Raw genomic sequence first — 12392 nt, 5'->3', positions numbered from 1 at the left:
AAGACGTGGAGGTGGACGAGGATGTGGTCAGCTATCAAACCTGGACGGTCGCCGGGTCGCCAGGGCAGGCAGCGGCCTGGCTGGGCAGATCATTGGTGTCCAGGCGCGGCAGCAGCAAGGGGTCGTCCCGGGCCGGGTCGGCCTGTCGCGACGCCACGGTCAGCCCGGCGGCGCAGCCAAGCTGGCGTAGACGACCCAGCAGCGCTTCGTCGACGCCACCGTAGGGATAGCACATCACCCAGTCGTCGCCGAGCACCCCCAGGTTTCGAAGATGAGCGAGACTGACCTCGAGGTCCCTGCCCTGTTGTTCGGGCGTCAGGCTGTCGAACCAGAAGTGCTGATCCCCGTGGCAGCCGATATGCATGCCGGCCTCGTGCAGCTGGCGGACCTCGGCATCGCTCAGATAGAGCATTTCGGCGAAGGCTCGCTGGTCCGTGCTGACGAAGCGCGCAAACAGCTCATCGATGACGTCATGGCGAACCTCGAAGGGCAACTCCCGCTGCAGCAGGCGCTTGAAGAACAGGGTATCGGGGTCATCGAAGCGTCCCTGGCGCGACAGCCGATGATAGACCCTGCGATGGATATCCTCGTAGGTCCCCAGGCCATGACGCTCGCGACGCTTGTCCAGTGCCCTGGCCAGGGCCGGCAGCAACTCTACGGTGGAAGCGACGCTGGCCAGCACGAACTGGATCTTGTTGACGTCGAGGATCAGGCCGTCGCGCAGGGTACCGGTGCAGGGAAAGAAGCTACCCTGAAGGCCGCGTCGCTCGAGTTCCGGCAGCACATGTTCGAGGTGATCACGATAGCCGTCGTCGAAGCTCAACAGCACCGCCTGCTCGGGCAATGTCTGCTGGCCGCGCCAGACGGCGATCACCTGTTCCATCGTCACCGGCCGATAGTGCCGCTCGAGATGGTCGAGCTGAGCGCGAAAGGCAGCAAGCTCCAACGCCTTGAGGCGCGGATAGCGCGACCCGGCCAGCGGTCGGACATAGTGGTACATCACGATGGTCAACATCGAGCGAAACTCCTTCCCTGCGCATATTGCAGCGGCCATGGGGCCCGCCTTGCCACACCTCCGGCAATCCCTTCGCTGCCGTTCAGCTGGTTGCGTTGATCGGATGCCGTGCATCGGCCAGCGTGCATCGACGCCGTGCTACCAGGCGCTCAAGCCACCATCCACGTGAAGCGTCTGCCCCGTCACGTAGCCGGAGGCATCCGAGGCCAGAAAGATCAGAGCGCCGACCAGATCGGTCGGCGCTCCCATGCGCCCCAGCGGCACCCTGGCCGAATAGCGCTCGACGAAGGCAGCATTCTGGCCACTCTCGATGCCGCCCGGTACCAGGGTATTGACGCGGATACCGTGGCCTGCCCAGAGCGTGGCGAGATAACGCGCCAGTCCAGACACCCCGGCCTTGGAGGCGGCGTAGACCGGAGGCGTGTTGATGGCCACCCCCAGGTACTGCGAGCCCTCGTAGATACGCGGATCGCAGCCCATCTCGCCGTAGATGGAACCGGTATGGATGATGCTGCCGCCTCGACCCTGCTTGATCATCTGCCCGCCTACCGCTCGCGACACCAGAAAGACACCGTCGAGATTGACCGCCATGACGTCACGCCACTGGGCCAGGGTGTAGTCTTCGGCCGGGGCGAAGAAGGCCTCCAGGTCTCGCGCCTTGGTCGCCGCATTGTTGTGCAGGATGTCGATGCCTCCCAGCGTCTTGACCGCATGCGCCACCATGGCCTCGACCGAGGCCTCGTCGCTGACGTCACAGCCAAGTCCGAGGCAAGGCTGACCGTGGTCGGTCTGAAGCTCGGCGGCGAAGCGCTCGGCCTCGGCAGCGTCGAGATCCGCGACCACCAGCGAGGCGCCGCATTCGGCGAGTCCTCGACAGAAGTGCCGCCCCAGGATGCCCAGGGCCCCGGTGACCAGTGCTACCCGACCGCTCAGATCGAACAGCGCCGATACAGTGCACGCCTGCGCGGGTACGAGGCCTGCACCCTCATTGTCAGAGCGCATCGAGACGTACCTCCTGTCCCCGCTCGGCCGCGAGGCGCCCGGCGATCAACGTCTTGATCACCGCGAGTGTGGTCTGGCATTGATGACGATCCGGCCCCTGCTCGAGCATCCGCCAGAACTCCCACAGGGTGCGACGAAACATGCCGAAGTTGTCGCGGATGTCGGCACTGGTCTGGCCGGCATCTCCAAACACCTCGATGCGAAATACCGGCGGCACCTCGCCGAGCGCATCGATGCTCAAAAGGCTGCCGTCACTCATGGTGATGGCGAAGGACTGGTGGCCTGCCCCAAGCGCTCTGACGGAGACCGGCGTCGCCGCCGTCAACGGCAGGATGGCGTCGAGCAGGTGAACCCCGTAGCGCTCCCAGTCTTTGACGATGGCGCCCCTGGCCAGGCGCCAGTTGCCCAGCGCCCCCGGCGCCGCACGCAGGGCGTCGAGTTCGCTGGCAAAGCGCATGCCGGAACATGACATCAGGCGCCCTGCTGCCAGGTAGGGGGAAAAATAGGCCAGATCCTGCGGATCCAGGGTCAGCGGCTTGTCGATGAACACCGCCAGGCCCGCCTCGAGAAAGGGTGCCGCCAGTTCGCGGTGGCTCGCCGGATCGTCACGGGCGATGATGACCGCATCCACCTGCCCCAGCATGTCACCAGGCTCGGCCACGGCCTCGTCGATATGGCAGGCGCGACATAGCCGCTCGGTGACGTCTCGATCCTGGGTCCAGGCGTGGGTGACACGCAGATCACCGACGCCGAATTCCGAGCGATGTCGCCGTGCCAGATAGTCATGGATCACCGGCCAGCCCGCCTCGGCCATGGCCTCATCGTGGTAGCCATTGAGGATGGCGGAAAACGAAAACGGGTGACCGTTGCCGGGACTCATGCCCAGCATGCCAATACGCCTCATCGGCACGCCCTGTCACTGCTGCTTACGTCCGCGCCACTGCTGTCGAGACCGCTGCTCTCGTCTGCCTCTGGCCAAAGCCGGGCAAAACCTGCCGGCGCGGTCCCCGCCAGCCAGTCGATGCCATCGAGGGACGGCGTCAGCGGTATCTCGTGACCCAGCCAGAAGAAGCGCCCGCTGGCGCCATCCGCGGGCAGTTCCAGTAGATGGTCCAGGGTCGGTAGACAGACCTCTGGCGCCATCGGTGCCTCGGGGGCCATCTTGCTGCGCACCGGGCCGGGGCTCATCAGGTTGATCTTGATATCCACGTCCTGATGCTCTCTGGCGGCGGTCACCGTCAGCGCATTCAGCGCCGCCTTGGAGGCGCTGTAGGCGGCATGCCCGGCAAAACAGTTGAGCGGTGCGCCGGAGGTGATATTGATGATGCGGCCAAAGCCACGACGGCGCATGCCGGGCAGCACCGCCGCCATGAGCATGGCCGGCGCGATGGTGTTGACCTCGAGCGAGCGCCGAAGCACGGCTTCGATGTCGGCGTCCACTGGCGCAGGCCGATTGAAGCCGGCATTGTTGATCAGATAGCCGACGTCGCCGCATTGCTCCAGTAGTGACGCGATATCACTTGCGATCTCACCGCCGGCGAGATCCAGGCAGTGGACCTCGACACCGGGAAGGCTTGCGGCCAGTGCTGCCAGGGCGTTGGCGTCACGCCCCAGAGCGATCACCCGAAAGCGGCGGTTCAGGTGGCGGCACAGGGCCATGCCGACCCCACCGGTAGCCCCGGTGATCATGATCGCCGGGCGCACATCGGTGGCTGCGGGAGTCACTAAGGCTTCGACAGGGTGGCTCAACGGGCTCTCCAACGGGCTGTACAACGGGCTGTCCTCAACGGGCTCTCCAACGGGCTGTACAACGGGCTGTCCTCAACGGGCTCTCCTCAACAGGCTTTCGACGATGACGAAGTCGTGCTCGCGGTCGATGTCGACCGAACGTTCCGCCGGCATGATCACCGCGCCACTACGCCCGAACAGCAACGCCTTGCCATCCTCGGGAAGACGATCGGGACGGAAGGCATAGACGGCACCATTGAGCTGATAGGCCATGGGTAACGCCTGTCGCGGCAGCCAGGGATCGCTGCCGTCGATAAAGGCGGTGGGCCGGCCCCGCGCATCCAGCCGCCAGGTACGGTGAGGATTGACCTCGGCAGCCTTGAAGGTGGCCACCGAATCCAGCCCCTGCACCACCAGACGCGACAGGCACTCGGCCACATCCTGGGCACTGCGCAAGGGGCAGGTGGGCTCCAGCAGCACCATCACCTCGGGAGCCTCGCCGCCCTGGTTCAGCTCATCGAACAGTTCGCGGATGGCGTCGATCACCAGCGCCTCGTCGGTGGCCAGTTGCGCCGACCGACGATGCACCTCGGCGCCATGCCGGCGGGCCACCTGGGCAATCTCGTCATCATCGGTACTCACGATCACCCGATCGATCGCCATCACCTGCCGTGCCACCTCGATCGACCAGACCAGCAGCGGGCGTCCGCCGAGCGGCCTCAGGTTCTTTCTCGGCACCGACTTGCTGGCGCCCCGCGCCGGTATCACCGCCGTCACCGACATTGCCGCCTCGGACACTGGTGTCATCATCATTTCCTGAACGGTTGATGGGGTCGTCGTCGAAGGGAAGAAGGTCAGCCCATCAGGCCTTTGGTCGGAGAAGAGGTGCCGCCCAGAGGGGACACCTCGTCGATGTCGAAGAACCACTTCTCACGGATGCCGGCATCCAGATTGACCCGTTTCAAGGTGTTCTTGATTCGCCGCGAGGCGGCTCCATCCTCGAAGGGGTCATAGGGATTGCTCAGGGCGCCCAGCGAACGCTTGAAGGTCTCGCTCAGGGCGGTCTCGATGCCCTTGGCGATGGCCTCCTCCGAGGCCTCGACATTGATCACGTTTCCCGCTTTGAGGCGGCCGTCCTGACGCTTGCCGACATTGACCACCGGCCGACGGAAGGATGGCGCCTCGATCAGACCGCTGGAGGAATTGCCCACCAGCACATCCATGTGCTCGAGACAGCCGTGATAGAGACGCTGCCCCAGACTGTCGACCAGACGCCTGGCCTCGGGGCGCTCGGCACACCAGCGCGCCAGCCGCGCGTTGATGCTGCGTCCATGACAGTCGGCGTTGGCCTTGCACACCAGCACGTCCAGATCCTCGAAACGCGACAAGGCCGCGATCAGCGCTTCCTCGTCCTCGCCCGTACCCGCGGTCACCGGGTGATAGGTGACCAGCGCGGTGGGCCGGTCCAGTGGCATGTCCAGGGCCCTTGCAAGCACTGCCCTGGTCGGCGTGCGGCTGCGGTACAGGTGATCGATGCCCGGCGCGCCGTGGACAAACACTCGGCCGGGGTCTTCCCCCATCTGCAGAATCCGCCGACGGTAGACCTCGGTAGCGGGAAAGTGCAGGTTGGCCAGCTTGGTCACCGCATGACGATAGTACTCGTCCAGGGCGCCACGACTGGTCTCGCCCCCGTGGAGGTGGGCCAGGGTGATACCGTGGGTGACCGCCGCCAACGCCACCGGCACGATTTCGAAACGGTCGCCCAGCAGGACCACCAGGTCGGGCCGGTCCTCGACCAGGGCATCGCCGACGCTCAACAGCGCCAGCCCCATGGCCTTGGTCATGGCGTTGCGTGAGTCCGACGCCAGCAGGATCTCGAGGCGTCGATGCAGACGAAAGCCGTCGCGCTCGATCTCGCTGACCGTGGAGCCGAACTCGGTGGACAGGTGCGATCCGCTGGCCACCAGCATCAGTTCCAGCGCAGGGTCTTCGTCGATTTCCCGAAGCAACCAGTAGAGCAGCCCATAGTCCGCTCGAGAACTGGTCAGGACCCAGATCTTTCTCGGTGTCATGCCAGTCCCCCTCATGCCCAGGCCATCATGTCAGATCCGCCCAGTCCAGCAGGGCGTCGCGACCGATACGGCGTCTGGCCACCCGACCGATCAACTGAGGCAGGGCGGCGGCCGGCAGACCGCTGCCAGGCCGCTTGAGCAGCAAATCGGCGTGCGCCAGCACCTCGCCGGCGTCGATGTCACGCCCGGCCACCACGCTGCGACGCACCAGTTCCCGCTGGGGCTGCTCACAGGGCGCCGGGCGCTTGCGACCATCGCCGAGGGCCTGCTCGATACGACGAATGGCGGTCACCATCGCCAGGAAGGCCTGAGGATCCAGCGAGGCCGCATGGTCCGGCCCCGCCATGCTGGTATCCAGGGTCAGGTGTTTTTCGATGACCACGGCCCCACGCGCCACCGCCGCCAGCGCGATATCGATGCCATCGCTATGATCGGAGTAGCCGACCGGGCATCCGAAGGCCTGGGCCAGGGTGTCCATGGCGGCGAGGTTGATCTGATCCACCGGCGCCGGGTATTCACTGACGCAGTGCAGTACCGTAACGTCGCCGGCCCCCGCCGCCGAAAGGGTCGCCAAGGCGGCTTCGATTTCCCCCAGGAAACTCATGCCCGTGGACAACAGCACCGGTTTGCCCTGGGCGCCGATACGTGAAAGCAGCGGCAGATTGGTCAACTCCCCGGAGGCCACCTTGAAGCAACCGACGTCCAGCGCCGCCAGCCACTCGACGCTATCCTCGTCGAAGGGGCTGGCCAGGAATTCGATGCCACTGTCACGGCTGTACTGGGCCAATCGCCGAAAATCGTCAAGGCCGAGCTCCAGGCGCTTGAGCATGGCGTACTGGGAGCCGTCCTCCGGGCAGGCCTTTCGCTGGTAGCTTGCCTGGGCGGCGTCGGCGGTCACCAGTTGCTCCGCCTTGAACCACTGAAACTTGACGGCATCGGCGCCGCACTCACGTGCCGCGTCCACCAGCGCCATGGCGGTATCCAGGCACCCATTGTGATTGACGCCGGCTTCGGCGATCACCTGTACGCCTGGTGACTCGGCGCGGCTCGATGCCACCCTCCTGGTCTCGACAACCTCAGAATGACTCATTCGTGTCCCCTGCTTGCGCCTCTTGGCAGAAGCGCCTTCCCTGTTTGCGTAGACCTGCTTTTTGCGTAGACCTGCTTTAATTTTTTTTCGCCTTCTGGCGCTTTTCGCTGTGACGTCTGGTGGTGATGCGCGTCGGCCAGGCGCATTCATTGCCGTCGTCGCGCAGGCGTCCCGAGATACACTCCAGGGCGTGTTACGTCCCCTACCACGGTGGCACCGGCGCCGATCACCGCCCCCGCACACACTTCGACCCCCTGGATCAGGTTGGCTCCAGTGCCGATCATCACGTCCGCCCCTAGCCTGACGCCGCCACTGAGCGTGGCACCGCAGGCGACGTGGACGTTGTCGCCCAGCACGCAGTCGTGGTCGACCACCGCCCGGGTGTTGATCAGACAGCCTCGTCCCAGACGACTGCCGGTGACCACCACGGCACCATCCAGTATCACGCTGCCGTCTCCCAGCTTCACGTCGTCATGCACCATGGCGTTGTGCGTGATCAACGGTGGCAGGTCGAATCCCTGCGCCAGGAAGGCTTCGAGCAGAGCGCGCCGCCAGGGCGCGCTGGTGACCATGCCGATTCCCAGGAAGGCGACGCCTGGCAGGCCATCCGGCGACGCCAGTCGACCACGGTCCTGCCCCAGCCAGGGGACCGGCATGGCCGACGAGGGCTCCTGTGCCACGTAGCCGGCCACCTGCCAGCCAAGCCCGCGCAGTCCATGCAGCAGCACCCGCGCATGGCCACCGCCGCCGATCACGAAGCACTGCTTCATCGGTGCCCGCCTCCCTTCATCGATGCGCGTTCGGTTTACCAGCGCTCCGTCCGTCACTTCGCCAGCGCTTCGTCCGTCGCTTCACCCGTGCCCTCATTTGCGCGCTTTACCGGAGTCCCGTCTCAGGCGCTCTGCGCCATTCGCTTGAACACCTCGTTGCGCGACATCAGCTCCCGGTAGCTGCCCTGATCCACCAGGCGTCCACGCTCCATCATGTAGATGCACTCGCAGGCCATGACGGTGGTCAGTCGATGGGCGACCAGCACGATGGTCTTGCGACCGGCGAAGTCGTGGATCGCATCCATGATCAGCCGCTCGGTGATGCCGTCCAGGGCACTGGTCGCCTCATCCAGCACCAGCACCTCGGCCTCGTGATAGAGCGCCCGAGCGATGCCAATGCGCTGGCGCTGTCCCCCGGAGAGCTGGACACCCCGCTCGCCGACCAGGGTCTCGATGCCCTGAGGCAGCTCGGCCACGAACTCGGCCAGGTGGGCGAGCCGAAGCGCCCTTTCGACGCGGTCGTCGTCGATGCACTCGGGGGCCAGTCCAAAAGCCACGTTGTCGCGAATACTGCCATCGCATAGATAGAGCTGTTGGGAGACGAAACCCAGCGCGTCCTGCCACTGGCGACGATTGGCCTCATCGATGACCTTTCCGTCCACGCTGATGCGCCCTCGCTGTGGCTGCATCAGTCCCAGCAATAGATCGATCAGGGTGGACTTGCCGGAACCGGAGGCGCCAACCAGGCCGATCACGCTATTGGCCGGTATCACCAGGCTGACGTCGTCCACCGCGGGAGAGCGTGCACCGGGATAGCGAAAGCTGACCCCCTCGAGGCGAATCTCGCGCTGGGCCTTGAGGGCTGAGCCGCCCTGGGCCGAGTCACCGCCATGCTCAAGGTGGTCATGGGCATGGCTGGCCCGCAGGTCATTGCGAATTTCCTCGAGCGCATGCAGGTTCCCGCGGATGCTCGAGACGCTGGCGTAGATATGCTGAAAAGCCGGCAGCAGCTTGAAACCCGCCAGGGCATACACCGCCAGTACCGGCAGCATCGACGCCATCTCGCCCTGGTGGGTCTTGAGCAGGTAGAACAACAGCAGGATCACCGAGGCGAAGGCCACCACCTCCATCGCATAGCGCGGCGCCTGCTTGAGCGCCTGATTGGTGCCCTGGGCCCGGGCAAAGCGTCGACTGGCCCGGTCGAAACGCTCGGTCAGCTGGGTCTGACGCCCCAGCAGCAACAGATCCTTGATCCCTCCGAATCCCTCGGCCATCAGCCGAAAGCGCTGGCCCTGGGCCGCCGACAGCGCCTCGCCGTTGCTCATCAGGCGACGCCGGGCGGTGTGATAGAGCAGCAGGTAGGCCAGTGAGAACAACGCCATGGCGCACAGCGCCACCGCGGGGTTGTAGATCAGGATGGCCAGCGACATGAACAGCGCCAGCACCACCTTGGCATTCATCTGCATCAACGGATCGATGACGCCCAGCATGACTCGCTGGCACTCCTGAGCGATCTGCTTGGTCAGATAGCTGCTGCTGCCTCCGGCGTGGAACAGCCAGTCCTTGTGCATGTAGTGGGCGAACAGTCGGGAACCCAGCTCCGCCCCGACGGTGGCGCCGTAGACCGCCAGCCGCCACACCGTCACCATCGACACCACCGCGGCGACCGACAACGCGCCCAGCACCCCCAGCCCAAGCCATAGAAGAAAGCGCTCCGGCGAGTCGGCACCGCTGGCCCGATAGAGCTCGCCCATCACGCCGTCCCCGCCAAGACGCTCCAGATCGCCCACTACCGCCATGAAGGGCGCGATGGAGGCGACGCTGAGCAGCTCGCACAGCGCCATCGCCACCACCAGCACCTGCAGCCGCAGCAGTTGCCGGCGCTGGTGGTGAGTCAGCAGGCCGTAGAGTTCGCGCAGATCAGTCAGCATCTCACCGTCCCTGGTTGTCGCCGCTGCCGTACTTACTGGTAGGCATAGACATAGTGACCATAGCCGTAACCATGCCTGGCGCTGGGGTCCATGGCGTTGAGGATGCAGCCCTTGACCCTGACGTTGGAGGTCTCCAGGCGCCTGAGCGCCACCCTGACCTCCTTGACCGGGTTGAGCTTGAAGCGCGTCACCAGCAGGCTGGTGCCCACCCGGTTACCGACGATGGCGGCGTCGGTCACCGCCAGCACAGGCGGGGTATCGACGATCACCAGATCGTAGTCGCGACTGAACTGCTCCATCAGCGTGGTGAAACGCTCGCGCATCAGCAGTTCCGAAGGATTGGGCGGGCATGCGCCTCGCGACAGATAGTCGAGGCCTTCCACCTCGGTCTGGCGGATGACCTCGGCCACCTCGCTCTTGTCCGACAACAGGTCCGACAGGCCACTTTCGGCCTTGGCGCCGAAGGCGCTGTGCAGGTGTCCCTTGCGCATGTCGGCGTCGATGACCAGGACCCGTTGACCGGCCTGGGCACAGATCACGCCCAGATTCAGCGAGATGAAGCTCTTGCCGATCTCGGGGCTGGGGCCGGTGATCATCAGGCAGTTGTTGGGCGCTTCCATCATCGCGAAGTGCAGACTGGTGCGCAGGCCACGCAACGCCTCGATGGCCATGTCGGTCGGTTGAGTCAGGGCCAGCAGGCCCTTGATCACCGGCTGACTGCGCCGGTCGCTGCGATACTTGACCCGCTTGACCAGGCGCTGCTGAAACTCGGAAAGCGGCACCGTGGCGTACACCGGCAGCCCCAGGTCCTCGAGCTGGTCCGGGCTCTCGATGCCGCGATTGAGCATGCCACGCACCAGTACCACCGCCACCGCCAGAAAGGCACCGATAACGGTGGCCAGGGCCATCATCAGGCCGGCGTTGGGTGCCACCGGATCGTCATCCACGTACGCATCGTCGATGACCCGCACATTGCCGATGGTGCCGGCCTTGGCGACCGCCACCTCTTGCGCACGATTAAGCACATTGACATAGATCGCCTGGGTCACCTCCACGTCCCGGGTCAGGCGCACGATTTCCTGCTGGGACTCGGGCATCTCGCTGACACGCTCCTCCAGTCGGGCCTTCTCCTGGTTGAGGATGCCGCGCTGGCGCATCAACGCCTGATAGGTGGGGTGATTGCGGGTGAACCTCTGGACCAGTTCGGCTTCCTGGAAATCCAGGGTGTTGAGCTGTTCCTCCACCGAGATCAACTGCTCGACCACCGAGGCCGCCTCGGAGTCCAGGTCGATACTGTCCACCTCGACGCGATAGGCATTGAGCCGATCTTCCGCCGATGACAGCGAGGCCTTCAATGCCACCGCCTGCTCATCGAGAAAGGCCAGGCTCTGGTCGGCCTGGGCCGACTGCCGCTCGACATTCTGCATCAGGAAGGTTTCCGCCAGGACATCCAGCGACTCGCGCACCCGATCGATGTCGGTGCCGGTCAGGGTCAGGCGCAACATGCCGGTGCTGGCGCTCGAGCCGCTGCCCTGCTCGGTGACCGTCAAGCGAGCCAGCAGCGAATCGATGGCCGACACCTGGGGGCGCTTGGACAGGCTGAACTCTGCACCTGGCGCTGCGGTCATCTCGCGAACGCTCAACACCACATCGCCTCCGGCGAATCTTGCGGTATCGCCGACACGACCGACACCCAACAGATCACCGTCAGGACCAAATAGCTGATAGCCGGCATCGCGGCCTGCCACCAGGCGGAAGGCCGCGCCGCGATAGGAGTCAGCGACCTCGAGGCGCGCCAGTTGCAGCGACTCCCCTGCCCACACCAGATGGCTCAGATCCCATGCCTCGGGCATCAACCGCTCGAGCCATCCAAGCGGAGCAGTCATCCAGCCCAGCTCAGCCAGGTCCTCTCGGGTCACCCCTTCACGCACCAGATAGTCACCGACCAGCGGCAGACGGCGTGGCGACACCTGGGTGTCGAGGGCGAGGCGGTCAACCACCCGCCCCAGCACCATGCGAGACCGCAGTATCTGCACCTCTGCCGAGGTGTTCTCCTCTTCTCCCATCACCGTGGCCAGGTCCCCCAGCGGACTGACCGAGGCCCGACGCTCCACGTGCACCAGGGCGTCGCCCTCGTAGATGGGTGGCTTGAGCAAGGCGGACACATAACCTGCCGCTCCGAACAGCAGGGTGACGGCGAGGATCCACCACTTGTGCCGGAGCAATAGCCCCAGGATGCGCCCGAGGTCGATATCCTCGCGGCCGGGAGCGGAAGGCAAGCGTGACATTTGGGTCATGACGGCAGGTCCTGTCGGTGGCCTCGAGCGCGGCGATACGAGGTCATGGCGCGAGCCTTCGGTGCCAGGCGTCGGCGGCATCGGAAAGCATCACGAATACCTGACGGTGTGCGTCCAGGCTCTTGCGGTAGGGGTCGGGGATATCGATCCCGTCGAGCCAGTGGGCAAACAGCAGGGTCTTGCCGGTGGCAAAGGGCGCAAGTTCGCTGACCGCCTGGCGCTGGGACGCACTCATCACCAGCACCAGATCGTGATTGGCGATCATCTCGGGCGTTGCCACCCGAGCGCGGTGGGCGCTCAACTCGAGCCCGGCTTCCCTGGCCAGCGCCTGCACCTCTGCGGGCGCGGCTTCACCTTCGCGCACCGCAGAAAGCCCGGCAGACTGAATCTCCATGGCGGGCAGCCGCCTCTGCAGCAGCGCCGCACCGAGCGGACTACGACACAGGTTCGCTCGACACAGCACCAGCGCACTGGCAAAACGCACCGA

General features: G+C 65.3%; 11 protein-coding genes. All 11 read right to left on the bottom strand.

Annotated features, from left to right (window positions below):
- Positions 1-34: 34 nt before the first annotated feature.
- On the bottom strand, positions 35-1015 hold the full coding sequence (locus C9F12_RS11870; protein WP_162816463.1) for a polysaccharide deacetylase family protein: 981 nt from the start codon (positions 1013-1015) through the stop codon (positions 35-37).
- A gap of 138 nt (positions 1016-1153) precedes the next feature.
- Complete coding sequence (locus C9F12_RS11865; RefSeq protein ID WP_108449005.1) at positions 1154-2017, bottom strand: SDR family oxidoreductase; 864 nt, start codon at positions 2015-2017, stop codon at positions 1154-1156.
- The gene (locus tag C9F12_RS11860; RefSeq protein WP_108449004.1) at positions 2007-2921 is read right to left on the bottom strand and encodes a Gfo/Idh/MocA family oxidoreductase; all 915 of its coding nucleotides are present in this window, start codon (positions 2919-2921) and stop codon (positions 2007-2009) included. Before C9F12_RS11860 ends, C9F12_RS11865 begins: the two co-directional genes overlap by 11 nt.
- Positions 2918-3742 (bottom strand): SDR family NAD(P)-dependent oxidoreductase, encoded by an 825-nt coding sequence (locus C9F12_RS11855; RefSeq protein ID WP_108449003.1) that lies wholly within the window; start codon positions 3740-3742, stop codon positions 2918-2920. Before C9F12_RS11855 ends, C9F12_RS11860 begins: the two co-directional genes overlap by 4 nt.
- Before the next feature lie 96 nt (positions 3743-3838).
- Positions 3839-4552, bottom strand: coding sequence for an acylneuraminate cytidylyltransferase family protein (locus tag C9F12_RS11850; protein WP_204248976.1), 714 nt, complete (start codon positions 4550-4552; stop codon positions 3839-3841).
- A 47-nt stretch (positions 4553-4599) separates the two neighbouring features.
- The gene (neuC, locus tag C9F12_RS11845; protein ID WP_045993984.1) at positions 4600-5817 is read right to left on the bottom strand and encodes a UDP-N-acetylglucosamine 2-epimerase; all 1218 of its coding nucleotides are present in this window, start codon (positions 5815-5817) and stop codon (positions 4600-4602) included.
- A 25-nt stretch (positions 5818-5842) separates the two neighbouring features.
- Entirely contained in the window at positions 5843-6907 is a 1065-nt protein-coding gene (gene neuB / locus C9F12_RS11840) for an N-acetylneuraminate synthase (protein ID WP_108449002.1), read from the bottom strand.
- A gap of 146 nt (positions 6908-7053) precedes the next feature.
- Entirely contained in the window at positions 7054-7677 is a 624-nt protein-coding gene (locus C9F12_RS11835) for a NeuD/PglB/VioB family sugar acetyltransferase (RefSeq protein ID WP_108449001.1), read from the bottom strand.
- 122 nt (positions 7678-7799) lie between these two features.
- Positions 7800-9608: an ABC transporter ATP-binding protein gene (locus tag C9F12_RS11830; RefSeq protein WP_108449000.1), complete on the bottom strand. Its 1809-nt coding sequence runs from the start codon at positions 9606-9608 to the stop codon at positions 7800-7802.
- Positions 9609-9640: 32 nt separating this feature from the next.
- Positions 9641-11905, bottom strand: coding sequence for a polysaccharide biosynthesis tyrosine autokinase (locus tag C9F12_RS11825; protein WP_108448999.1), 2265 nt, complete (start codon positions 11903-11905; stop codon positions 9641-9643).
- A gap of 43 nt (positions 11906-11948) precedes the next feature.
- Positions 11949-12389 carry a low molecular weight protein-tyrosine-phosphatase gene (locus tag C9F12_RS11820; protein WP_045993980.1) on the bottom strand — a complete coding sequence of 147 codons (441 nt, stop codon included), beginning with the start codon at positions 12387-12389 and terminating at the stop codon, positions 11949-11951.
- Positions 12390-12392: the final 3 nt, after the last annotated feature.

The sequence above is a fragment of the Halomonas sp. BN3-1 genome, from assembly GCF_003056325.1.
GTDB classification, from domain to species: Bacteria; Pseudomonadota; Gammaproteobacteria; order Pseudomonadales; family Halomonadaceae; genus Halomonas; species Halomonas litopenaei.
The sequence above is the reverse complement of the archived record's forward strand: the minus strand, read 5'-3'. Positions and strand labels throughout refer to the sequence as shown.

Excerpts from the sequence above, each read along its gene's own strand:
- C9F12_RS11850 (WP_204248976.1), bottom strand. The coding sequence starts at position 4,552 with ATGACACCAGTGTCCGAGGCGGCAATGTCGGTGACGGCGGTGATACCG.
- C9F12_RS11860 (WP_108449004.1), bottom strand. The coding sequence starts at position 2,921 with ATGAGGCGTATTGGCATGCTGGGCATGAGTCCCGGCAACGGTCACCCG.
- C9F12_RS11865 (WP_108449005.1), bottom strand. The coding sequence starts at position 2,017 with ATGCGCTCTGACAATGAGGGTGCAGGCCTCGTACCCGCGCAGGCGTGC.
- neuC (WP_045993984.1), bottom strand. The coding sequence starts at position 5,817 with ATGACACCGAGAAAGATCTGGGTCCTGACCAGTTCTCGAGCGGACTAT.
- C9F12_RS11870 (WP_162816463.1), bottom strand. The coding sequence starts at position 1,015 with ATGTTGACCATCGTGATGTACCACTATGTCCGACCGCTGGCCGGGTCG.
- C9F12_RS11825 (WP_108448999.1), bottom strand. The coding sequence starts at position 11,905 with ATGACCCAAATGTCACGCTTGCCTTCCGCTCCCGGCCGCGAGGATATC.
- neuB (WP_108449002.1), bottom strand. The coding sequence starts at position 6,907 with ATGAGTCATTCTGAGGTTGTCGAGACCAGGAGGGTGGCATCGAGCCGC.
- C9F12_RS11835 (WP_108449001.1), bottom strand. The coding sequence starts at position 7,677 with ATGAAGCAGTGCTTCGTGATCGGCGGCGGTGGCCATGCGCGGGTGCTG.
- C9F12_RS11830 (WP_108449000.1), bottom strand. The coding sequence starts at position 9,608 with ATGCTGACTGATCTGCGCGAACTCTACGGCCTGCTGACTCACCACCAG.